Origin of the sequence: Streptomyces sp. NPDC057438, from assembly GCF_042802995.1 — a bacterium.
Lineage (GTDB): Bacteria > Actinomycetota > Actinomycetes > Streptomycetales > Streptomycetaceae > Streptomyces.
The window spans coordinates 18,695-39,843 of sequence record NZ_JBHVDD010000082.1 but is presented as its reverse complement, the minus strand read 5'-3'; the positions used below and the strand labels follow the sequence as shown (position 1 = coordinate 39,843).

20 protein-coding genes and 1 pseudogene are annotated in these 21,149 nt (G+C 71.7%); 10 read left to right on the top strand and 11 right to left on the bottom strand.

The window, feature by feature from the left end; all coding sequences use genetic code 11:
• Positions 1-62: 62 nt before the first annotated feature.
• A complete protein-coding gene (locus ACFU5F_RS33135; protein WP_383895398.1) occupies positions 63-830 on the bottom strand; it encodes a response regulator in 768 nt (255 codons plus the stop codon).
• Positions 827-2,053 (bottom strand): sensor histidine kinase, encoded by a 1,227-nt coding sequence (locus tag ACFU5F_RS33130; protein ID WP_383895396.1) that lies wholly within the window; start codon positions 2,051-2,053, stop codon positions 827-829. Before ACFU5F_RS33130 ends, ACFU5F_RS33135 begins: the two co-directional genes overlap by 4 nt.
• Positions 2,054-2,281: 228 nt before the next feature.
• Here ACFU5F_RS33130 and ACFU5F_RS33125 point away from each other — a divergent pair, with 228 nt between their 5' ends.
• On the top strand, positions 2,282-2,527 hold the full coding sequence (locus ACFU5F_RS33125) for a hypothetical protein (RefSeq protein WP_383895394.1): 246 nt from the start codon (positions 2,282-2,284) through the stop codon (positions 2,525-2,527).
• A gap of 6 nt (positions 2,528-2,533) precedes the next feature.
• On the opposite strand, the gene ACFU5F_RS33120 is transcribed toward ACFU5F_RS33125, so the two are convergent.
• Positions 2,534-3,541, bottom strand: coding sequence for a LacI family DNA-binding transcriptional regulator (locus tag ACFU5F_RS33120; RefSeq protein ID WP_383895392.1), 1,008 nt, complete (start codon positions 3,539-3,541; stop codon positions 2,534-2,536).
• A gap of 438 nt (positions 3,542-3,979) precedes the next feature.
• Here ACFU5F_RS33120 and ACFU5F_RS33115 point away from each other — a divergent pair, with 438 nt between their 5' ends.
• From ACFU5F_RS33115 to ACFU5F_RS33105, 3 genes are all read left to right on the top strand, one after another.
• A complete protein-coding gene (locus ACFU5F_RS33115; protein ID WP_383895390.1) occupies positions 3,980-6,037 on the top strand; it encodes an RICIN domain-containing protein in 2,058 nt (685 codons plus the stop codon).
• Positions 6,038-6,291: 254 nt separating this feature from the next.
• Positions 6,292-6,507 carry a hypothetical protein gene (locus ACFU5F_RS33110; protein WP_383895384.1) on the top strand — a complete coding sequence of 72 codons (216 nt, stop codon included), beginning with the start codon at positions 6,292-6,294 and terminating at the stop codon, positions 6,505-6,507.
• Between the two features lie 136 nt (positions 6,508-6,643).
• Positions 6,644-7,312 (top strand): class I SAM-dependent methyltransferase, encoded by a 669-nt coding sequence (locus tag ACFU5F_RS33105; RefSeq protein WP_383895382.1) that lies wholly within the window; start codon positions 6,644-6,646, stop codon positions 7,310-7,312.
• A 21-nt stretch (positions 7,313-7,333) separates the two neighbouring features.
• On the opposite strand, the gene ACFU5F_RS33100 is transcribed toward ACFU5F_RS33105, so the two are convergent.
• Together ACFU5F_RS33100 and ACFU5F_RS33095 are read right to left on the bottom strand one after the other, a co-directional pair.
• On the bottom strand, positions 7,334-7,780 hold the full coding sequence (locus tag ACFU5F_RS33100; RefSeq protein ID WP_383895379.1) for a type II toxin-antitoxin system VapC family toxin: 447 nt from the start codon (positions 7,778-7,780) through the stop codon (positions 7,334-7,336).
• Positions 7,777-8,005, bottom strand: a pseudogene (locus tag ACFU5F_RS33095) (CopG family transcriptional regulator). Before ACFU5F_RS33095 ends, ACFU5F_RS33100 begins: the two are co-directional and overlap by 4 nt.
• Before the next feature lie 203 nt (positions 8,006-8,208).
• Between ACFU5F_RS33095 and ACFU5F_RS33090 the strand changes: the two are divergent.
• From ACFU5F_RS33090 to ACFU5F_RS33080, 3 genes are all read left to right on the top strand, one after another.
• Positions 8,209-9,084, top strand: coding sequence for a bile acid:sodium symporter family protein (locus ACFU5F_RS33090; RefSeq protein ID WP_383895376.1), 876 nt, complete (start codon positions 8,209-8,211; stop codon positions 9,082-9,084).
• A 34-nt stretch (positions 9,085-9,118) separates the two neighbouring features.
• Positions 9,119-9,610 carry a hypothetical protein gene (locus tag ACFU5F_RS33085; RefSeq protein WP_383895373.1) on the top strand — a complete coding sequence of 164 codons (492 nt, stop codon included), beginning with the start codon at positions 9,119-9,121 and terminating at the stop codon, positions 9,608-9,610.
• Between the two features lie 87 nt (positions 9,611-9,697).
• The gene (locus tag ACFU5F_RS33080) at positions 9,698-9,898 is read left to right on the top strand and encodes a hypothetical protein (protein ID WP_383895371.1); all 201 of its coding nucleotides are present in this window, start codon (positions 9,698-9,700) and stop codon (positions 9,896-9,898) included.
• A 41-nt stretch (positions 9,899-9,939) separates the two neighbouring features.
• Here the strand turns inward: ACFU5F_RS33080 and helR are convergent, their stop codons facing one another.
• Positions 9,940-12,192: an RNA polymerase recycling motor ATPase HelR gene (helR, locus tag ACFU5F_RS33075; protein WP_383895368.1), complete on the bottom strand. Its 2,253-nt coding sequence runs from the start codon at positions 12,190-12,192 to the stop codon at positions 9,940-9,942.
• Between the two features lie 739 nt (positions 12,193-12,931).
• Here helR and ACFU5F_RS33070 point away from each other — a divergent pair.
• A complete protein-coding gene (locus tag ACFU5F_RS33070) occupies positions 12,932-13,297 on the top strand; it encodes a hypothetical protein (protein WP_383895366.1) in 366 nt (121 codons plus the stop codon).
• Between the two features lie 308 nt (positions 13,298-13,605).
• Positions 13,606-15,168 (top strand): carbohydrate-binding protein, encoded by a 1,563-nt coding sequence (locus ACFU5F_RS33065; protein WP_383895364.1) that lies wholly within the window; start codon positions 13,606-13,608, stop codon positions 15,166-15,168.
• A gap of 57 nt (positions 15,169-15,225) precedes the next feature.
• Here the strand turns inward: ACFU5F_RS33065 and ACFU5F_RS33060 are convergent, their stop codons facing one another.
• Together ACFU5F_RS33060 and ACFU5F_RS33055 are read right to left on the bottom strand one after the other, a co-directional pair.
• The gene (locus tag ACFU5F_RS33060; protein ID WP_383895361.1) at positions 15,226-16,083 is read right to left on the bottom strand and encodes an alpha/beta fold hydrolase; all 858 of its coding nucleotides are present in this window, start codon (positions 16,081-16,083) and stop codon (positions 15,226-15,228) included.
• A gap of 86 nt (positions 16,084-16,169) precedes the next feature.
• Positions 16,170-16,583, bottom strand: a complete 414-nt coding sequence (locus ACFU5F_RS33055; protein ID WP_383895359.1) for a VOC family protein — start codon at positions 16,581-16,583, stop codon at positions 16,170-16,172.
• A 210-nt stretch (positions 16,584-16,793) separates the two neighbouring features.
• Here ACFU5F_RS33055 and dacB point away from each other — a divergent pair, with 210 nt between their 5' ends.
• Positions 16,794-18,128 (top strand): D-alanyl-D-alanine carboxypeptidase/D-alanyl-D-alanine-endopeptidase, encoded by a 1,335-nt coding sequence (gene dacB, locus ACFU5F_RS33050; RefSeq protein WP_383895356.1) that lies wholly within the window; start codon positions 16,794-16,796, stop codon positions 18,126-18,128.
• Between the two features lie 106 nt (positions 18,129-18,234).
• Here dacB and ACFU5F_RS33045 read toward each other — a convergent pair whose 3' ends face one another.
• From ACFU5F_RS33045 to ACFU5F_RS33035, 3 genes are all read right to left on the bottom strand, one after another.
• Entirely contained in the window at positions 18,235-18,819 is a 585-nt protein-coding gene (locus tag ACFU5F_RS33045; protein ID WP_383895353.1) for a tellurite resistance TerB family protein, read from the bottom strand.
• 123 nt (positions 18,820-18,942) lie between these two features.
• Positions 18,943-20,589: a DEAD/DEAH box helicase gene (locus ACFU5F_RS33040; RefSeq protein WP_383895350.1), complete on the bottom strand. Its 1,647-nt coding sequence runs from the start codon at positions 20,587-20,589 to the stop codon at positions 18,943-18,945.
• A 93-nt stretch (positions 20,590-20,682) separates the two neighbouring features.
• On the bottom strand, positions 20,683-20,886 hold the full coding sequence (locus ACFU5F_RS33035; RefSeq protein WP_005483357.1) for a cold-shock protein: 204 nt from the start codon (positions 20,884-20,886) through the stop codon (positions 20,683-20,685).
• Positions 20,887-21,149: the final 263 nt, after the last annotated feature.

Here is a 21,149-nt window from a genome sequence, read left to right as displayed (position 1 = left end):
CGGCCCTGCGCGGATCGCCCGCACAGGGGGTCTTCGACGGGCGGCCGCGGTCACCCCCTCGCCTACGCGGGGGAGGCCCCGGGCCGGGAAACTCCCCCGGCCGGGGGACCGGCGGCCCCGCGCGGCGCGTCCCCCGCCGCGATCAGACCCGTCTCGTACGCGCAGATCACCGCCTGGACGCGGTCCCGCAGCCCGAGCTTGGCGAGCACGTTGCCGACATGCGTCTTGACCGTGTGGTCGCTGACGACCAGCTCGGCGGCGATCTCGGCGTTGGACAGCCCCCGCGCCAGCAGCAACAGCGTCTCCCGCTCCCTCCCGGTCAGCAGGCCGAGCCGGGGGTCGGACCGCGGGGCCCGGGCGGCGGGCGGCCGGGTGTACTGCTCCACCAGCCGCCGGGCCACGGACGGCGCGAGCAGCGAGTCGCCCCGCGCCACGACCCGTACGGCGTGCACGAGATCGTCCCGCCGGACGTCCTTCAGCAGGAACCCGCTCGCCCCCGCGTGCAGCGCCTCGTACACGTACGCGTCGGAGTCGAAGGTCGTCAGCATCACGACCCGGCAGCCGCCACCCCTACCGCCGGCCCCGTCTCCGTCGCCGCCCTGCCCGACACCCTCGGCACCGATCGCCCGGCACGCCTCGATCCCGTCCATCCGGGGCATCCGGATGTCGAGCAGCGCCACGTCGGCGCGGTGCCGCCGCACCGCCTCGACCGCCGCCGCCCCGTCACCCACCTCGGCGACCACCTCGATGTCCGGCTGGACGTCGAGGATCAGTGCGAAGCCACTGCGCACCAGCTCCTGGTCGTCGGCCACGACCACCCGGATCGTCACCTCCCCACCTCCGCCGCGGCCGTCGTGCCCGCGAGGGGCGCCACCGGTATCCGTACCCGCACCACGAACCCCCGCCCGCCGGGTCCCGCCCCGGTCTCCGCCGTACCCCCGTGCGCGGCCGCCCGCTCCCGCACGCCGACGAGCCCGTGACCGCCGCCGTGCCCGGCCCGCGGCCCGCGCCCGTCGTCCGTCACCTCCACGCGCACCTCGTCGTCCCCGTAGACCAGCCGCACCCGGACGGTACGGGCGTCCGCGTGCCTGACCGTGTTCGTCAGCGCCTCCTGCACGATCCGGAACACCGACGCCCCGGCGGCAGCAGGCAGCGGCCGCTCCCGCCCCGCCACCTCGTGCACGACGTCGAGCCCACTGCCCCGCACCCGGTCCAGCAACCCGGCCAGATCCCCGGCCCCCGGCTGCGGCTCACGAGGCGCGCGCCCTTCCCCGTACCCTTCCCCGGCCCCCTCCGCGGCCCTCTCCTCGGACCCCTCCCGCAGCACGCCCAGCATCCGCCGCAGCTGCACCATGGCGTCCCGGCCGGCCTCGGAGATCGCGTCGAAGGCGGCCTCGGCCCGCTCCGGAGCCGTCCGTACGGCCACCGGTCCGGCCTCCGCCTGCACGATCATCAGGCTCACGGCATGGGACAGGATGTCGTGCATCTCGCGGGCGATCCGGGCCCGCTCGCGCGCGGCGGCGCGCTCGGCCTCGACGCGGTGCGCCCGCTGCCGGGCGTCGGTCAGCCGTCCGAAGACATAGGCCGCCGCGAACACGAAGGCGGAGAAGGTCAGTTCACGCGCCGACCGGCTGTTGAGACCCACCCCCACCGGCACCGCGACCAGCACCAGCACTCCGGTGACCAGCCGCTTCCACGGCGGCGAGAGCACGGCGACCGTGTAGACGATCACCAGTCCGCTGTACGGCAGCGGCTGTCCGGGCCCGTCCAGCGCCAGCCTGTACAGCAAGCTGGTGGCCAGGACGGCCAGCAGCACGGCGAGCGGGGCCCGCCGCCGCCACACCAGCGGCACCACGGTCAGCGTCGTCAGCCCGTACGCCGCCCAGGTCGCCGCAGGCAGCCCGCCCGCCCGGGGCACTACGAACGGCATCGTCACCGCCGCCTGCACCAGCAGCGCGACCCCGCCGTCGACCACCCACGGATGAGCCTCCCCGAGCGCCCGTCCCCGTTCCCACCACCCGCGCGCCGCGCGCACACCCCGTAACCCCGTCACGACCCCCCACCGTAACGGCGATCCCGACGCGCGACGCCCCGGCCGGCGCCGCCTCCCCACAGGGAGCGCACGCTGTGTGAAGAAACCTGTACAACCGCGCACTGGCCCTCCCGCGACGGCGAACGCAAGGATGGTCCGGAGCCCGAGGAGCCCGTGGGGGCCCCATGAGGCGAGGGGGCAGGTATGAGGTCGCGCTTACGGTGGGTCCCCGCCCGGGGAGAGGACGCCATGGTCGAACGTGACCAGCCCTACGCGGCCGTCCTGCTCAGGTTCGTCGTCCTGGTGGGCCTGCTGACCATGCCGGTGCTCGTCTTCCACTGGGGCGCCTGGTTCCCGTTCGCCGGCGCCGCCTGCTACCTGCTCTGGGAACTGGCCCGCACGCACCGCGCACTCGACGAACTCGCCCGCCTCTGGAACGAGCGGCAGGGGCAGCCGCACGAGCCCGGGCGGCCGACCGTGCCGGGCGGGCGCTGAGCGGGTTCAGGGGCCGGCCGTCGGCGCCGGTGCCGTACTGCGCCGCCGTACGAGCCGTGTGGGCACGAGCGTCGTCCCGTGCTCGGCCGCCCCTTCCTGCGCGCCCTCCCGCATCTTGCTGAGCACGCCCCGCACACACAGCCGCCCCACCTCGGCGAAGTCCTGGTGGACGGTGGTGAGGGGCGGCAGGAAGGACGCGGCCTCCGGGATGTCGTCGAAGCCGACGACACTGACGTCCTCGGGGACCCGGCGCCCGCACTCGTCCAGGGCGCGCAGCAGCCCGAGGGCCATCTGGTCGTTGGCGACGAACACGGCCGTGCAGTCCGCCTGTTCGGCGATCCGCAGCCCGGCCCGGTACCCCGACTCCGCCGACCAGTCGCCCCGCACCAGTGGCGGCGCCGGGCGTCCGGCCTCCTCCAGCGTGGCGCGCCAGGCGTTGGCCCGCCGTTGCGCCGCGAAGGAGTCCTCGGGCCCTGCCAGGTGCCACACCGTCCCGTGCCCCAGCTCCAGCAGATGCCGTACGGCGTCCCGCGCGCCGCCCGCCTGGTCGGTGTCGACGACGGTGTACCGGTCCCCGGCGTCCGAGTCCGCCACCACGACCTGCACCCCGGGCGGCACCGACACGGTCGCCGCGTCGAGCAGATGGACCTCCATGATGACGATGACGGCGTCCACGGCCAGCTCCCCGAGCCGGGAGAACGCCCCGTTCACCTCGTCCTGCGTCGGCACGGCCACGGGCAGCAGCGTGACCGCGTACCCCTCGCGCGCGGCGGACGTGGCGATCGCGTCGAGGGTGCGGATGTTGCCCAGGGTGGAGAGGGAGAAGGTGATCACGCCGAGCGTCCGGAACTCCCCGCGCCGCAGTGCCCGCGCGGCGCTGTTGGGCCGGTACCCCAGCTCCCGCATCGCGGCGAGCACCTGGCGCCGGGTGTCCTCGTTGACCCCGGCGAACCCGTTGGACACCCGGGAGACGGTCTGCGACGAGACACCGGCGAGCCGCGCGACGTCACCCATGGAGGGCCCCTGCCGGGGCCGGGCGGAGCGTCTCCTCGTGCTACGACCGTCGGTCGCGTCCACCTGATCTCCCCCGACTCTTCCGTGGTTCTCTGCCCGGTTCCGTACCCGGGTGGCCGCCAGGTTCCGTACCCGGTCGTCCGCCCGTTGGTCCGGCCCTCGCGCCCCATCCGGCACACCCGGAACGCCGTGTCGATCTCTTACGCATCCTTGACCGCCGCGATTCGGACAGTGTAGACATCCGCCTCAGTGGATGTTTACGTAAACATCCACTGAGCGCCAGACCCACGCAAACCTCATGAGGGCGTGCCGAACCGCTTCGTACACGCCTGAACAGCGGCAGAACGCACGCCTCGCAGGAACCGCACCACGCTGAACGCCGGCCCCTTTCTCCGTGTCTCGCCGGGACGTGACACACGGAAGAGTTGGAGTACTCGAATGGCACACCGCACCCGTACGAGACGGCTCTTCGGGGCCATCGGCGTCACGGCCCTGGCCACCGGAACGGTCATGGCCACGACCTCCCTGCCGATGGCGCACGCCGACACGTCGGCCGCCGTCGCCTCGGTGACGGTCCGCCCCGACCCCTCCTACAAGGCCGAGGGCTTCGAGGGCTGGGGCACCAGCCTGGTGTGGTTCGCCAACGCCACCGGCGACTACCCCCCGGCGGTCCGCGAGAAGCTCGCCGACCTGCTGTTCGGCAAGGACGGCCTCGACCTCAACATCGCCCGTTACAACATCGGCGGCGGCAATGCCCCCGACGTCAAGGACTACCTGCGGGCCGGCGGCGCCGTCGAGGGCTGGTGGAAGGCCCCGGCGGGCACCACCCGCACGGACGTCGACTGGTGGGACGCCGACGACAAGAACGACTGGAACAAGGACGCCGACGCCACCCAGCGCTGGTGGGTCGACCGCATCAAGAACGACATCGACCACTGGGAGACCTTCAGCAACTCCCCGCCGTGGTTCATGACGGAGAGCGGCTACGTCTCCGGCGGCTTCGACTCCTCCAAGGACCAGCTGAAGGCCGACTCGGTCGACGACTTCGCCAAGTACCTGGTCGGCGCCACCGAGCGCCTGGAGAAGGCGCACCACATCAAGGTCGACACCCTCGACCCCTTCAACGAGCCCAACACGAACTACTGGGGAACCAAGCTCGGCGCCGACGGCCAGCCGACCGGCGGCCGCCAGGAGGGCGCCCACATCGGCCCGGAGCTGCAGCAGAAGGTCATCAAGGCACTCGCCCCGGTGCTGAAGAAGTCCCGTACCGACGCGGAGATCTCCGCGATGGACGAGACCAACCCGAGCATCTTCGCCACGAACTGGAACTCCTACCCCCAGGAGGTCCGCGACCTCGTCGGCCAGATGAACGTCCACACCTACGGCACCGGCCAGCGCACCATGGTCCGTGACCTCGCCAAGGCCGCCGACAAGCCGCTGTGGATGAGCGAGGTCGAGGGCGACTGGGGCGACGGCCAGAGCTTCACCGACATGCGCCCGGGGCTGGGTCTCGCCCAGCAGATCGTCAACGACCTCCGCGAACTGGAGCCCCAGGCTTGGGTGTTCTGGCAGCCGGTCGAGGACTACGACAACATGAAGCCGGGCGGCGAGTCCGCGAAGGGCGGCAACTGGGGCTCCATCCAGCTGTCGTTCTCCTGCAAGTCGTCGGACACGCTGAAGTCGTGCCCCATCTACACGAACACCAAGTTCGACACGGCCCGCAACTTCACGCACTACATCAAGCCGGGCGACCGCCTCATCAAGACCGACGACACCTCCAGCACGGCCGCGGTCGCGAAGAAGGGCAAGAAGGCGACGGTCGTCCACGTCAACAGCACGACGGCGCCGCGCGCGGTGACGCTCGACCTCTCCCGCTTCGGTGACGTCGGCAAGCACGCGCGGGTCACCCCGGTGGTGACGGACGCCTCCGGCAAGCTGGTCCGCCAGAAGGCCGTGGACGTCAGGGACAAGAAGGCCACGATCACGGTCCCGGCCCAGTCGGTGACGTCGTTCCTGATCAGCCACGTCTCGGGCGTGGCCGCCTCCGCCGCCGAGCTGCAGGACGACCACACCTACACCCTCACCGGCGTCCAGAGCAGCAAGAACCTCGCCCTCGCCGCCGACGGCAAGAGCCTGGTCATCAAGAACCCGAACGCGACCGCCGCCGCCCAGCGGTGGAGCCTGGACCGCGTCGGCACCGGCCCGACGGACAACCGCACCCGCTACGTCCTGACCGAGGCGGCCTCCCACAAGCGCCTGGCGGTCCGGGGCGGCTCCCTGGTCGCCGAGCCCGACACGGGCACCCGCGACAACGCCACCCAGTGGATCCTCTCCACCACCGGCGACTCCACCTGGACCCTGGTCAACGCGGCCACCGGCCAACTCGCCGACGTCGGCGGCCAGTCCACCAACGACGGCGCGGGCGTGGGCCTGTGGATCCCCAACTCGGGCACCAACCAGCGCTGGAAGCTGACGGACGTGACGCCGGCGTCGTAGCCGACGGCAGCAGCGACCGGGACCCGCGTCCACGGCCCACGAGGAAGCCCCAGGAATGGTCCTGGGGCTTCTTCGTGCCTGCGCGCCTACGTGCCGGGCGCTCCCCTCCGCTCTCCGTCTGCTCCGCCTGATGGTCAGCATTCCCGCACGTCGGCTCCGCTTGAACCGACCCACGATCGCGAAGGTCTGACACGGACGCCGTGGGCGTCCGCAACACAGGTCTCTATGCTCACGGCAACAGAGCAGGGGGCACGATGAGCAGGGAACCTGGAATTGTCACGGCGGCCAACGGATGCGTCGGTTGCCTCATCGTCTCGGCGGTCGGGCTCGTCCTCGTGACGGCGCTCGTTCAGTGGATCGACTGGGGAGTGCTGCTGGCCGCACTTCTCGTGGGCGTGGCTTTCTGGGCCCTTCTGCACTTCCAAGGTGGTGACGCCAAGAGCGGCGACGGCCCAGCGAACGACGACTGAGTCCGGGAAGGGCTACGCGAGGCGGCAGGCGGCAGGCGGCTGGGTGGGTTCCGGGCAGCGGGGGCCGGCAGTTCGAGGGCAGGACTCCGTCAGGGCCGCCCTGCGGGCTGTCAGTGCGCCCGTCTAGATTCACCGCGTGACCGAGCCTTCCTACCTTGCCGCGGTCCGGGAGTCGTACGACACCGTGGCCGACGACTACTGCGCCCTCGTCAAGACCCCTTCCGAGCTGGACCCCTTGTCGCGCTCGATGCTGACCGCCTTCGCCGAGCTGGTGCGGGCATCCGACCGAGGACCGGTCGCGGACCTGGGCTGCGGACCCGGAAGGGTGACGGCGCACATGGCCGGGCTCGGGGTTTCCGTATTCGGTGTCGATGTGTCCCCCAAGATGATCGAACTGGCCCGAAGCGCCTATCCGGACCTGCGCTTCTCCGTGGGCTCCATGACCGCGTTGGAGATGGGGGACGACACGCTCGGCGGCATCCTGGCCTACTACTCCACCCACCACACACCTCCGGAGCTGTTGCCGGTCGTGTTCGCCGAGTTCCACCGCACCCTGGCACCCGGGGGACATCTCCTCCTCGCCGGTCACGTAGGCACCGGTGAGCACCGCCGTCCGACACACGGCTATGGCGGCCACCCCGTGTCCTACGCGTCGTACCGGCTGCCCACGCACCAGATCGCTGAGCTGCTGGACCAGGCAGGGTTCACCGTCACCGCTCAGCTGGTGCAGGAACGCGACGAGGCACTGCACTGGAAGTTCGCCAGTTTCCTGGCCTGCAAGCCGACTGCCGAGGAGCCGGCTTGACCTCGTGGCCCCTGAGATCTCTCACACGTCGATGACGGTGATGCGGGAGCCGCACAGGGCCGTCAGGTCCTCGGGGTCCGAGGTGAGGACCGTCGTAGGGCCGGGGGCGGCGAGGGCGGTGGCGCCGAGCAGGGCCTCGATGGCGTACGTGTGGCCGTGCAGGCCCGCGTCGGCGAGGAGTTCGGCGGCGTGGCGGGCGATGGGCTCGGTGACCGGTTCGATGACGAGACGGGAGAGGGTCCATTCCAGGACCGGGCGGTTGATCCGGGGGTGAATCACTTCCGCGAGGGTGGCCGCGGAAGTGATCACCCGCAGATCATCGGCGCGGGCGCGGGCGCGGGCGCGGGCGCGGGCGCGGGCGCGGGCGAGCCAGCCGGTGACGGTGCGGTCGCGGAGAACTGCCTTCGCCAGCCCTTCGCTGTCCAGGACCAGGGTGCCGCCGGGGGTGGCGGCCGAGGAGCGGGTCATGTGGCGCTCGCACCGCCCTGCGCCTGCTGCCGTCGGGCCTCGTGGAGCTGGTCGCGCAGGGCTCGGATCTCTTCGTCGGTGACGGGCCCGTGCTCGGGCCTCGGCGCCCTGGATGAGCTCGTTGAGTTTGTCCCGCTCGATCTGGCGTGCGGCGGCGGCGACATAGGCGGACAGCCCGGAGGGGCCGCTGCGGGCTTTGGCCGCCTCGGCGATGTCGCGCGGCATGGTGATCGCGTCCCGTGCCGAAGCCCTACATGTCACGCCATATGCGCCGCACAGAGTGCCCGAGCACCGGATCCCAGACCACGCTGACCTGCACGAACCTTGTGACAGGGGCTCAGTAACTGCTTCACTGTGGCGACCTACGGGCCGTGCGGCAGTTTCGCCATCTCCGCTGCTGTCATGCCGTCATCCAGGAAGCGTGAGGCATGAACGATTCAGCGCTGATCACGACCGGCTTGCCCGTCGCGCTCGCCATCATCATGTTCGGGCTCGGGCTCTCGCTCACCACGGCCGACTTCCAGCGGGTGGCCCGTTCGCCGAAGGCGGTCGCGTTCGCCCTGACCGTGCAGATAGCCGTGCTGCCACTGGTCGCCTTCGGGCTGGTCGTCGGCTTCGACGTGGACCCGCTGCTCGCCGTGGGCGTCATGCTGCTGGCCGCGTCCCCGGGCGGCACCACCGCCAATCTCTTCAGCCATCTGTTCCGCGGTGACGTGGCGTTCAACATCACCCTCACGGCGATCAACTCCGTGCTCGCAGCCGTCACCATCCCCCTCATCACCAACCTGGCCATCACCTACTTCGACGTCGAGGGCGATCTGGGACTGCAGTTCGGCAAGGTGCTGCAGGTGATCGCCATCGTGCTCGTCCCGGTCGGGCTCGGCATGCTCGTGCGGAGGCGCTCCGCGCAGTTCGCCGCCCGAGCTGACCGTCCGGTCCGTGTGTTCTCGATCGCCATCCTGGTCGCGGTGTCCCTGGGGGCGCTGCTGGGAGAGCGGGAGAACCTCGCGGACTACCTTCGCCAAGTCGGCCTGGTCACCGGCCTCTTCTGCCTGGCGAGCCTCGGTATCGGCTACGGCGGCGCCAAGGCCCTTCGCCTGAACGAGCCCCAGGCTGTCGCCAGCGCCATGGAGGTGGGGATCCACAACACCACGGTGGCCCTCACCATCGCCCTGAGCATTCTCGACAGCACCGAGGTGGCGGTTCCCAGCGCTGTCTACTCGGTCCTCATGTACATACTGGCGACAGCCTTCGGCTACGCCATCACCCGGACGCGCGCAGAGCATCCCTCGACGGCGAGCTGAGCCCGTGAGCGCGTACGGAGAGGGAGGGACGGCCGTGACGACCATCGCGGTGACCGGCCACCTGGACCTGGCCGACGGCACCGTCCCCCTCGTGCGGGCGGCCCTGGACGCGCTGCTCAGGCCCTACGCGGCCGGTGGAGGGCTCGTCGGGGTGTCCTGTGTCGCCAAGGGGGCCGACACCCTGTTCGCCGAGGCCGTGCTCGCGCTCGGGGGGCGGCTGGTCGTCGTCACGCCCTCGCGCGACTACCGCCGGAACACCGTCGAGGCCGAGCACGGGGCGTCCTACGACCGGCTCGTCGAGGCCGCCGCGGAGGTCGTCGCGCTGCCCTACGAGACGGCCGGACGGCAGGCGTACGAGGCCGCCAACGCCGTACTCGTCGAGCGAGCCGATCGTCTCGTCGCCGTCTGGGACGGCACACCGCCCACCGGCAACGGCGGCGGCACCGCCGACGCCGTCCTCGACGCGCGGGCGGCCGGCGTCCCCGTGGACGTGGTGTGGCCGGACGGGGCCGCCCGGCGCGGGTGAGGTGTGCTGCGAGTCGCACGGCTGTGCGGGACCGTGGAGTGAGGCGGGTTCCGCGCGCGCACGGATCCCGGACGGAAGGAGATCCTCATGAAGTCGACGCGGCCTTCGGACACGCGGGCCACCGAGGCGCGGGACGAAGGGGGTTTCGGTCCGTTCCTCGCCGCGTGGGACCGGGCGCACCCCGCTCCCGTCGCCGACCCCGACTGGCGGCATCTGCTGGACGAGATGGTGCACCCCGGTACCACCCGGGCCTTCCATCGGCTGGCCGAGGCCAGGACCGTGGGCTGAGGCCATGGCCCCGGCGTACGGCTCAGGCGTTCGTCGACGGCTCAGGCGTTCGTCGTCAGCACGACCAGCCGTTGCGTCGCCCGCGTCATCGCGACGTAGTGGTCCACCGCTCCCTCGATGCCTTCGCCGAAGTCCTCCGGGTCGATCAGGACCACCAGGTCGAATTCGAGGCCCTTCGACAGCTCCGGGGTCAGGGACCGGACCCGGGGCGTCGCCGGGGCCGTACGAGACGACCGTGGCGACCCCGGCGCCGCGATGACACAGGCGATCCCGTCGGCGTGGGCGGCCAGCCAGGTGTCCAGGGTCTCGTCCAGGTCCGAGACCGGGCCGTGGACGACCGGGACACCGCCGCTGCGGATCGAGGTCGGGACGTTCGCGTCCGGGAGCACCGCCCGGATCACCGGCTCCGCCTCCGTCATGATCTCCTCCGGCGTCCGGTAGTTGATCGTCAGGGACGCCAGATCGACGCGGTCGAGGCCCACCCGCTTCAGACGCTCCTGCCAGGACTCCGTGAAGCCGTGCCGGGCCTGGGCGCGGTCACCGACGATCGTGAAGCTGCGGGAGGGGCAGCGCTGCAACAGCATCTGCCACTCCGCGTCCGTCAGCTCCTGCGCCTCGTCCACCACGACGTGGGCGAACGGCCCGGCCAGCAGGTCGGGGTCGGCGGCGGACAGCTCGGCGTCGTCCACCAGGCTGACCTGTGCGTCCTCGCCACGCAGCATGTTCACCAGGCCGATTCCCTCGTCGCCGTCGGCGCCGGAGTTGGCCACGGCCTCGATCAGGTTGTCGACGACCTGGCTCATGCGCTCACGCTGCGCGGCGAGGGTCGCGGCCTGCCGGCGCTTGCGGCGGGCCGTCTCCGGGTCCCCGAGGCGCCGGCGGGCCGCGTCGAGGAGCGGGAGGTCGGACGTCGTCCAGGCCTGCGGCTCGTCGCGCTGGAGGCGCCGCACCTCCTCGCGGGTCAGCCAGGGCGCGCACAGCCGGAGGTACGCCGGCACCGACCACAGGTCCCCGACCAGGTCCGCCGCCTCCAGCAGGGGCCAGGCGCGGTTGAAGGTCGTGACCAGGTCCCGGTTCTGCAGGAGGGCGCGGCGCAGGAGGGCCGGGGAGGGGGCGGCGGCGGTCTCCGGGTCGGGATCGGGGTCGGCCTCGGCGTCGTGCCGGTCCGTCAGGATCGTCAGGAGTTCCTCCCAGACCTGGTGCCGGGCCTCGTTGTGCGGGGTGCCGGGTTCCGCCGCGTCGAAGGCCGCGGTCCAGTCCTCGGGGCTCAGCCGGATGTCGGACCAGGGGGTGGTGACCGTCATGCCCTCGGTGGGGGGTTCCTCGTAGAAGCGGACGGCCTTCTCGATGCCTCCCACCAGCGCCGCCGACGACTTCAGGCGCGCCACCTCCGGGTCGCTCTCCGTCCCGGCCGCCGCCCCCTCGGCGACCAGGTCGCGCAGGATGCACGTCTGTACGCCCTCCTCGCCGAGGCTCGGGAGCACGTCGGCGACGTAGGAGAGGTACGGGCGGTGCGGGCCCACGAAGAGGACGCCGCCCCGGCGGTGGCCCAGCCGGGGGTCGGAGTGCAGGAGGTACGCCGAGCGATGCAGGGCGACGACGGTCTTGCCGGTGCCGGGGCCGCCGTCCACGACCAGGGCGCCCCGGGAACTCGCACGGATGATGGCGTCCTGGTCGGCCTGGATGGTGCCGAGCACGTCCCGCATGCGCTCGGACCGGTTGGTGCCGAGGCTGGCGATGAACGCGGACTGGTCGTCGAGGGCTGCGGCGTGGTGGTCGGTGAGCCCGTCCAGCTCCTCGCGGGAGAAGACCTCGTCCCAGTAGTCGCTGATCCGGCCGTCGGTCCAGCGGTAGCGGCGGCGGCTCGTCAGGCCCATCGGGGTGGCGTGGGTCGCGCCGAAGAACGGCTCCGCCGCCGGGGAGCGCCAGTCGATCAGCAGACGGCGGCCGGTCACGCCGTCCGTGAGGCCGAGACGGCCGATGTAGACGGGGTCGGGGTCGTCCGGGCTCACCATGTGGCCGAGGCACAGGTCCAGGCCGAAGCGGCGCAGGGTGCGCAGGCGGGCGGTCAGACGGTGGACCTCCGTGTCCCGGTCCATCGCGTGCCGGCCCATACCGCCGGGTGCCCTGCGTGCGGCGTCCAGTTGGGCGGACACCTCGGCGATCGACTGGGCCAGACAGGCGGCGAGCGCCGCGAAGTACCGCTCGTCGGCGGCGATCAGCGCCGGGTCGGCCTTGGCGGAGAGCCGGGCGGGGAGGTCGAACGCGCTGGGTCTGGTGGTCGGGGGGTTCATGTCAATCGCTCCGAACGCTCCGAATGCGGGGTCGCTTGCGGCCATGGGTGCTGCCGGGTGTCGGCCATGGGTTGTGCCGGGTGTCCTGCCTGCGGTGCTGCTGGTTCTGCTGGTTACTGGTCCTCCTGGGGGTGCCTGTGGGACGGGCCTGCTGGATGGAGCTGCTGGACGGGCCTGTTGAACGGGCCTGTTGAACGGGCCCGCCGGACGAGGCTGCCGGCCGGGTCCCCGTGGTCGATGGTGCACGCTCGGCGTGCGCGTCCGGTCGTGGGTGACGGGGGGTCCGCCGCGACTCCCGTCGGTATCTGCTCAGCCCGGAGATTCTGCGCCACGACGGGGGCCTTGCCGCAAGCCCCCCGGTGCGCTATAGGTTGAGAGTGGCAAGGAGAGTGTGACGTCCTTGCCTTTGCTTGTGTCCGGACGCCATGGGTGCACGTTTCGCCACGTGGCGGACCTCGGAGCGCTACGGGTCGCGCACGGCCGCCGCTCCGATGGGCTTCCCGCGCGGTTCCCCGCGCCCCTGGAAGCCCAGGCCCCACTGTTCCGCGGGCCGAACAGTACGGGACGCGGAAGGTACGGCAAGCCGCAGCCCCTGCACCACCACGGTCAGCGACCACCACCACGGCCCTCGACCACCACGGCCCTCGACCACCACGGTCCCCGACCACGCGGGACACGGCCCACGCCCCGCCGCGGCATCCGGGCGGCGGGTCCAGCGAGGCCGAGGAGGACGCGAGGCATGCCGGACGCCGTCCCCGACCCGGTCCTCCGTGCAGTCGTCGCCGAGATCCGGGCATGGTCGGCGACGCGATGTCATGAGCCCAGTCCTCGCGACATCAGGATCGTGGCGACCACCCGCGACGCCGCCCACGCCCTGCTGTACCCGGGCACCAGATCCAGCGAGGACCCGGTGTTCTTCGCGGTCGCCCGGGGCGACTTCCACCTGATCGGTTCGGGGCCCACCCGCAGCGGGGTGTGGGCCGGCCTGTTCGTGAAGTACCCCCCGGCGCGCGTCACGTCCTTCACGCTTCGCCCGGAGGCGTACATCCCCACGCTGGATCTCGGCAGCCTGGGCCGGGTGCACCTCGCCCCCCGGACCTCCTGAGTAGAGACCCACCGGGCACGGCCCACTCGTTCACAAACTCGGATGAACGGCTGTTCACGAGGGCATCCCAGCGGCCTCTGTCTCGCCCGCACCGACCCTTCCCGTAGGCACCAAAGCGCTACTGAACAGCGACTTCCCACTCTCCGAGGCGGAACCCCGCCGCTCTCTCGCTGATTCATCCATGTGAACGCAACCCACGTACACGTCTATTGACGTGTCCAGAACATCCCCAGACACTCAACTGGAGAAAGCGCTTTCTGACTCTGTCGGCCAACCCGCCCAGGAGATCGACGATGCATACGACGCACATGAGACCCGTCACGGCGACGGCGAGCGCAGCTCTGGTGGCAGCCCTGCTGGTCGCGGCGTCCGGTACGGCGGCGCAGGCCGCGACCGCGCGGTACGAGGCCGAGGTGTCGCCGGCCGTCTGCACCGGCACCATCGACTCCGACTGGGCCGGATACACGGGCAGCGGATTCTGCAACGGCACCAACGCCGCCGGCGCCTACGCGCAGTTCACCGTGACCGCACCCGCATCGGGCACGGCGACCCTGTCCGTACGCTTCGCCAACGGCACCACGGGGACCCGGGCCGCGAGCGTCACGGTGAACGGTTCCGCCGCCGCGACCACGTCCTTCGAGAGCACCGGCACCTGGTCGGCGTGGACCACCAGGACGCTGACCGTGCCCGTGACCTCGGGCAGCAACGTCATCCGTATCAATCCCACCAGCTCCACCGGCCTGCCCAACATCGACCGCCTCGACGCCACCGTGCCCGACGGCGGCACCACGCCCCCGCCGACCGGCTCCACGCTCTACGTCTCGCCGGGCGGGACGGACTCCGCGGCCGGTACGATCTCCGCTCCCACCACCCTGACCTCGGCGATCAGTCGCATCACCGCGGGCGGGACCATCTACCTGCGCGGCGGGACGTACGCCCAGGCAGCGACCGTCACCATCCCCGCAGGCAGCTCCGGCACCGCCGCCGCCCGCACCCGGCTGTCCGCCTACCCGGGCGAGACACCGGTCCTCAACTTCTCCGCCCAGACCGAGAGTTCGTCGAACCGGGGGCTCCAGCTCAACGCCTCCTACTGGCACCTCTTCGGGCTCGTCGTCGAGCGCGCCGGGGACAATGGCATCTACGTCGGCGGCAGCGACAACGTCATCGAGCGAACCGTGACCCGCTTCAACCGCGACACGGGGCTGCAGCTGGGCCGGGCGGCCTCCACCACCCCCGCCGCCGACTGGCCCTCGGACAACCTGATCCTGAGCGCCGAGTCGCACGACAACGCCGACTCCGACGGGGAGGACGCGGACGGGTTCGCGGCGAAGCTCACCACCGGGACCGGCAACGTCTTCCGCTACGCGGTGGCCCACCACAACATCGACGACGGCTGGGACCTCTACACCAAGACGGACACCGGCCCCATCGGACCGGTGACCGTCGAGGACTCGCTCGCCTACGAGAACGGCACGCTCAGCGACGGCTCGCAGGCCGGCAACGGCGACCGCAACGGCTACAAGCTCGGCGGCGACGACATCGCCGTGAACCACGTCGTCCGGCGCAGCATCGCCTACGACAACGGCAAGCACGGTTTCACGTGGAACAGCAACCCGGGCTCCATGGCGGTCTCCGGGAACGTGAGCATCGACAACACCGAGCGGAACTTCAACTTCGACGGCGGTACGTCCGTGTTCCGCGACAACACGTCGTGCCGTAGCGGCAGCGGTACGAACGACCGGATCATCGGCAGCTCCGACAGCTCCAACCAGTTCTGGTCCGGGACGAACGGCTCCCGCTGCTCCTCCTACGCCGGCGGCCTGCACTGGTCCTTCGGCGGCGACGGCACTCTGAAGGTCACCTTCGGGTAGTCCCCAGCCTCGCCGTGCCGATCGCTTCGCCCGGCCCCCGCCCATGACGGTTCGCCGTCATGGGCGGGGGCCCGCTGCCGCCGAGGCCGCGACGGAGCCCCCACCCGCCCTGTCCGCGAAGGCCGTCACCGCTCGCGCGTACGCCTCCGGGTGGGTCACGTGCGGGATGTGGCCCGCCCCCTCGAAGGTGAGGGTGGCCGCCTGGGGGAGGGCCGCGACGAGGCGGCCGGTGATCGCGGCGCACCACGGCGGGCTGTCCGTGCCCCGGGTCAGCAGGACCGGTCCGGTGCAGGCGGCCAGGCCGGCGAGGTCCAGGTGCGCCCCGTGCGGGTCGCCGTGTTCGTCGAGGAACGTGGAGGCGTTGGCGAGGAAGGTCTGCTGGACCCAGGGAGGCAACCCGTCCCAGGTGCCGGGGCCGAGGGCGATCTCGTCGGTGAACCGGCGGGCCGCAGCCTCGGGTTCATGGTCGCGGAGGTGGGTGAGGACGGCGGCGAAACTCTCCTCGACGGCCGACATCAGCGGCCGTAGGCCGGGGTCGTCGGGGACGATGCCCGTGAGCGGGGGGTCGTGCGCGACGAGGCCCCGGACGAGGTCGGGGCGGCGGGCGGCCAGACCGAGGGCGGTCGAGGCGCCGAAGGAGGTGCCGGCGACGTAGGCCGGGGCGAAGCCCAGGGTCTCCATCAGGGACGCCAGGTCCTCCTCGTCCTCGTGCCGTGCGCCCTGTCCCGGTGGGCGCTCGCTGCGGCTGTGGCCGCGGCGGTCGTAGACCAGCACACGGAAGCGTGCGGCGAGGGCGGGGAGGGCCGGCAGCCAGGTGTGGTGGTCGCCCCAGGAGCCGTGCACCAGGACCAGCGGGTCGCCGGCCCCGGCCACCTCGTAGAACAGTTCGACGCCGTTCGCCTCGGCCCTTGGCACGCCCGGTCTCCTCGTTCGTCGGTCCACTGGGGGGTGTCGTGGACTTCAACGACAGGGCGCCGCCCGCGGCACTGTGGCGCCGGTGCTCAGCCCCGCGGCTCGCCGATGTTCACCATCCACGGCACGCCGAAGCGGTCCGTGCACATGCCGAAGACGTCGCCCCACATCTGCTTGTCGAGGGGGACGGAGACGGTCGCGCCGGCGGAGAGCTTCTCCCAGTAGCCGCGCAGTTCGGTGTCGTCGTCACCGCTGAGGCTGACGGAGAAGCTGGACCCGGGGGCGTACTCCATGCCGGGCGGGGTGTCGGCGCCCATGAGGGTGAAGCCGCTCGGCGTCTCCAGCATGCCGTGCATGATCTTGTCGGCCCCGGGTGCGTCCGGTGAGCCGAAGGCACCGAAGGTGTTCAGCGTCAGTTCGCCGCCGAAGACCTCCTGGTAGAACTCCAGCGCCTGCCGGGCGTCGCCGTCGAAGCTCAGATACGGGTTGAGTCGCGAGACCACGAGAACCTCCTGAAGGGACTCGGAAACTCCTGAAACGGAGCAAACGGTCAGATGTCCGGAGACTAGCCCCGGCCACTGACAACGGCATGCCGTGGCCTCCGTCACACACACCTGTCAACACGTCAAGTCTTCACAAAGTACCCATCGGTACCGGGAGTCCCGACTGTTACTTTCCTTTTCAAGATTCCCGCACCCCCCACGAGGCCCCCCATGCCCCTCCCCTCCTCCGATGTCCGCGCGGGCGGCCGGCACCGCAAGGCCAAGGCCCCGAACCCCGCGCTGCGACGGGCGGCCGTACTCGCCGTGGTCGCGCCCGTGGCCGGGACGATCATGGCCGGCACGTCCGCCTTCGCCGCCGACAAGGCGACCGCCAAGCCCGGCGCGGTCGAACTCGACCCGGCCGAGCAGAAGATCGCGGACAATCTGAACACACGCAGCCAGGACACCCGCCTCGGCACCAGGCTCGGCGGTGTCGTCATCGACGCCAGGTCCGACAAGGTGGTGTGGGGTCACAACGCGGACACCGCGCTGATGGCCGCGTCGAACACGAAGCTCGCGACCGCCACGGCCGCGCTGACGGTGCTCGGCCCGGAGCACCGGTTCACCACGAAGGTCGTGTACGGGGACGGCACGCTCACCCTCGTCGGCGGCGGCGACCGCACGCTGACGACCGCCGACCTCGACGCGCTCGCCAAGACCGCCGTCGCCGGGCTGAAGAACGCCGGCCTCACCTCGGTAAAGGTCCGGATCGACGACAGCCTCTTCCCCGAGCCGACCCTCGCCAATGGCTGGAACACCGGCTACTACCCCGACTCCGTCGCCCCCGTCCGCGCGCTGGTCGTCGACTCCCACAACGTCGACGACACCTCCCTCGACGCGGGCGGCGTCTTCGCCAAGCAGCTCGCCGCGCGGGGCGTGACCGTCGACGGCGGCGTCACCCGCGGGGTCGTCGGCAAGGGTGACGTGCCGGTCGCCGCGCACACGTCCGACAAGCTGTCCACGGTCGTCAAGCAGATGCTCAAGGTCAGCGACAACGACATCGCCGAGTCGCTGCTGCGCCTGACCGCGATCGGCGCGGGCCGCTCCGCCACCTTCGAGGACGGCACGGCCGTCGTCCGCGAGGTCCTCACCCGGTACGGCATCTCGCTCACGAACGTCGAGATGTACGACGGCAGCGGGCTGTCCCGCGCGACCCGCATCCCGGCGCGGACCATCGCCGACATCGTCGACCTGGCCGCCGACCCCCGGCACGCGCAGACGCTGAAGTACGTCATCGACGGGCTGCCCGTCTCGGGGGAGGCGGGCGCCACCCTGGGCCCGGAGTTCGGACGCTTCGACACCGCCGACTCCCAGTGCGCCGTCGGCCAGGTCAAGGCCAAGACCGGCACCCTCACCGGTGCCGTGGCCCTGAGCGGTCTGACCAAGGCCCAGGACGGCCAGTGGAAGGTCTTCTCCTTCATCGAGAACGACTCCACCGCCGGGCCGTCCGACATCAAGGACGCCCTGGACGGCCTCGCGGCCACGGTCAACGGCTGCTGGGCGTAGCGCGCACCCCCTGAGAACTCCACGGACGCCGGGTGTGGGGACGGCCGGCGTCCGTGGGGCACGACGACGCCGTCACGACGGCGTGACCGTCACGACGGCGGCACCGTCAGAGACCGAACTCCTGCGGGGACAGGCCGAGCGCCGCGCACGCCTCGCGCAGGACCTGCTCCTCGGACTGCGCGATGTACCCGTCGGCGCCCGCCACCACGAAGCCGGTCTGGACGACCGCCCGCGCCTCCGTCGGCTTCTTCGCCGCCTTGGCGATCTCCTGCATGGCCTCGGCCTTGCCCTGCTGGAAGTTGGCCGACAGCTGGCCGACGTGCTTGTGGAAGCGCTGCCGGAGCTGGTCCGCCGGGAAGTTCTGCAGGACGTCGTTGTTCAGGATCAGCGACTCCACGTGCTGCCGCTCGTGCTCGTCCACGTTCCCGTCGGCGGCGGCGACCAGGGCGCACATGGCCATGCTGGCGTCCCGGTAGGCCCCGCTCTTGAGCTCCGTCTTCAGGGAGGTGAGCTGGGACTTGAGCGCGCTCACCAGCTGGGCCTTCGACCCGCCGCCGGACCGCCCGGAGCCGGACCCGGTGGAGCCCAGGGGCCCCGCGCCGGGCCGCCCGTGTCCGGTGCCGCCCCGCGCTCCCTGCGCCTGCTGCTGCAGACCCTTGGCCTGGTCCTTGATCCGATCCCACATCGCCATGCGTTGCCACCTCGGCTTCAGCCCGTGTCGTGCCGGTCGTTCCGGTCGTCCGCGTGCGTTCCGCACGTCACCCGGTGAACGGCCGTCACCCCCTTCGGAGTTCCGGGGGCCGCGCCGCCGCGGTCAGCGGCCGTTGCCCTTCGCGGGGGCGCGGCGGCGGCCCTGGGACGGGCGGCCGCGACGGCCGCGCGACGCCGGGCGGGCGGACGGCTGCTCGGTGACCGGCGGAGCGAGGACGACCGGCACGCCGGAGGGCGCCTGGGCGCCGGTGATGCGGTTCAGGTCGGCGCCGCCGGAGCGGACCCTGGTGGTCGTCGGGGTGATCCCGGCGACGGCCATCAGCCGGGTGACGTCCCGGCGCTGGTGCGGCAGGACGAGGGTCACGACGGTGCCGGACTCGCCGGCGCGTGCCGTACGGCCGCCCCGGTGCAGATAGTCCTTGTGGTCGCCCGGCGGGTCGACGTTGACGACGAGGTCGAGGTCGTCGACATGGATGCCGCGCGCGGCGACGTTCGTGGCGACCAGCGCCGTCACGTCACCCTCCTTGAACTGGCTCAGGGCCCGGTTGCGCTGCGACTGCGACTTGCCGCCGTGCAGGGCGGCGGCGCGCACGCCGACCGCCAGCAGCTTCTTGACCAGCCGGTCCGTCGCGTGCTTGCTGTCCAGGAACATGATCACCCGGCCCTCACGGGCGGCGATCTCGGTCGTGGTGGCGTGCTTGTCGTCGTCCTCGATGTGCAGCACGTGGTGGTCCATCGTGGTGACGGCGCCCGCGGACGGGTCGACCGAGTGGACGACGGGGTCGTGCAGGTAGTCGCGGACCAGCCGGTCGACGTTGCGGTCGAGGGTGGCCGAGAACAGCAGCCGCTGGCCGCCGGGACGCACCTGGTCGAGCAGCGCGGTCACCTGCGGCATGAAGCCCATGTCGGCCATCTGGTCGGCCTCGTCCAGAACGGTGATCGCGACCTGGTCCAGCCGGCAGTCGGCGCGGTCTATGAGGTCCTTGAGCCGTCCGGGTGTCGCGACGACCACCTCGGCGCCGCCGCGCAGCGCGCTGGCCTGACGCCCGATGGACATGCCGCCGACCACCGTGGCGAGCCGCAGCCGCAGCGCGCGGGCGTACGGGGTGAGGGCGTCGGTGACCTGCTGCGCCAGTTCCCGGGTGGGGACGAGGACGAGGGCGAGCGGCTGCCGGGGCTCGGCCCGCTGCCCGGCCGTACGGGCCAGCAGCGCGAGACCGAAGGCGAGCGTCTTGCCCGACCCGGTGCGCCCGCGGCCCAGGACGTCCCGGCCGGCGAGCGAGTTCGGCAGCGTCGCGGCCTGGATGGGGAACGGGGCGGTCACCCCTTCGGCGCGGAGGGTCTCCAGCAGCCGCCCGGGAAGGTCGAGTGCGTCGAACGCGTCGACCGCGGGCAGCGCGGGCGTGACCGTCACCGGCAGCGCGAACTCCCCGCCGACGGCCACGGCGGCGGGCCGGCCGCCTCCGCGACGGCTCCGGCCGTTCTTGGGCGCGCCGTTCTTCGCGGCGCCGGTCTGGGCCGCACCGTTCTTGGACGTGCCGTTCCTGCCCCCGCCGTTCCTGGCCGCACGAGAGGAAGTGCCCGGGTTGCCCGACCCTGATCCCGCCCCGGCTCCCGTTCCCTGTGCGCGGGTGCGGTTGCCCCGGGAGGAGCCCGCACCGGTGGAGCCCTTGTCCGAGCGGGTGGCAGAGCCCTGCTCCGTACGGGGGCGGGAGGAGCTGCTGCTGTTGGTACGAGCGGTGCGGTTCATGGGGACCTTCCTCGATGCGGCGACGCCGGTCACACACGAGCCGGGGCCCGCACCTTTCGGGCGCGGGCCCCGGCTCATGCGTACGCGTCAGAGTCAGGCGGGAACGATGTTCTCGGCCTGGGGGCCCTTCTGGCCCTGCGTGACGTCGAAGGTCACCTTCTGGCCTTCCTGAAGCTCACGGAAGCCGGAGGTGGCGATGTTCGAGTAGTGGGCGAAGACGTCGGGGCCGCCACCCTCCTGCTCGATGAAGCCGAAGCCCTTTTCCGAGTTGAACCACTTCACGGTGCCGGATGCCATGCTGTAACTCCCTTGATGCAGTGCCCGGAGTCCACACTTTGCGGACCCGGTGTCGCAGCACGGTTCGACCCGACGGGAAGTACGAAAGTCCCGGAAAGTCCCGGAAACAACAAAGAGTGCTCGTCGACGGAAGGTCGAAGAGCACTCAGAAGCCTCTGGTAACCAAAACTGCCACTTCATGGCAAGGTAGCACAGGCTGAGGACGATCGCAGTGAGACACGGGACACGACACCCCCAGCGAGGCGTTTGATGTCCGCCGGGCC

Excerpts from the sequence above, each read along its gene's own strand:
- ACFU5F_RS33125 (WP_383895394.1), top strand. The coding sequence starts at position 2,282 with ATGGTCGAACGTGACCAGCCCTACGCGGCCGTCCTGCTCAGGTTCGTC.
- ACFU5F_RS33120 (WP_383895392.1), bottom strand. The coding sequence starts at position 3,541 with ATGGGTGACGTCGCGCGGCTCGCCGGTGTCTCGTCGCAGACCGTCTCC.
- ACFU5F_RS33115 (WP_383895390.1), top strand. The coding sequence starts at position 3,980 with ATGGCACACCGCACCCGTACGAGACGGCTCTTCGGGGCCATCGGCGTC.
- ACFU5F_RS33110 (WP_383895384.1), top strand. The coding sequence starts at position 6,292 with ATGAGCAGGGAACCTGGAATTGTCACGGCGGCCAACGGATGCGTCGGT.
- ACFU5F_RS33100 (WP_383895379.1), bottom strand. The coding sequence starts at position 7,780 with ATGACCCGCTCCTCGGCCGCCACCCCCGGCGGCACCCTGGTCCTGGAC.
- ACFU5F_RS33090 (WP_383895376.1), top strand. The coding sequence starts at position 8,209 with ATGAACGATTCAGCGCTGATCACGACCGGCTTGCCCGTCGCGCTCGCC.
- ACFU5F_RS33080 (WP_383895371.1), top strand. The coding sequence starts at position 9,698 with ATGAAGTCGACGCGGCCTTCGGACACGCGGGCCACCGAGGCGCGGGAC.
- helR (WP_383895368.1), bottom strand. The coding sequence starts at position 12,192 with ATGAACCCCCCGACCACCAGACCCAGCGCGTTCGACCTCCCCGCCCGG.
- ACFU5F_RS33070 (WP_383895366.1), top strand. The coding sequence starts at position 12,932 with ATGCCGGACGCCGTCCCCGACCCGGTCCTCCGTGCAGTCGTCGCCGAG.
- ACFU5F_RS33065 (WP_383895364.1), top strand. The coding sequence starts at position 13,606 with ATGAGACCCGTCACGGCGACGGCGAGCGCAGCTCTGGTGGCAGCCCTG.
- dacB (WP_383895356.1), top strand. The coding sequence starts at position 16,794 with ATGCCCCTCCCCTCCTCCGATGTCCGCGCGGGCGGCCGGCACCGCAAG.
- ACFU5F_RS33045 (WP_383895353.1), bottom strand. The coding sequence starts at position 18,819 with ATGGCGATGTGGGATCGGATCAAGGACCAGGCCAAGGGTCTGCAGCAG.
- ACFU5F_RS33040 (WP_383895350.1), bottom strand. The coding sequence starts at position 20,589 with ATGAACCGCACCGCTCGTACCAACAGCAGCAGCTCCTCCCGCCCCCGT.
- ACFU5F_RS33035 (WP_005483357.1), bottom strand. The coding sequence starts at position 20,886 with ATGGCATCCGGCACCGTGAAGTGGTTCAACTCGGAAAAGGGCTTCGGC.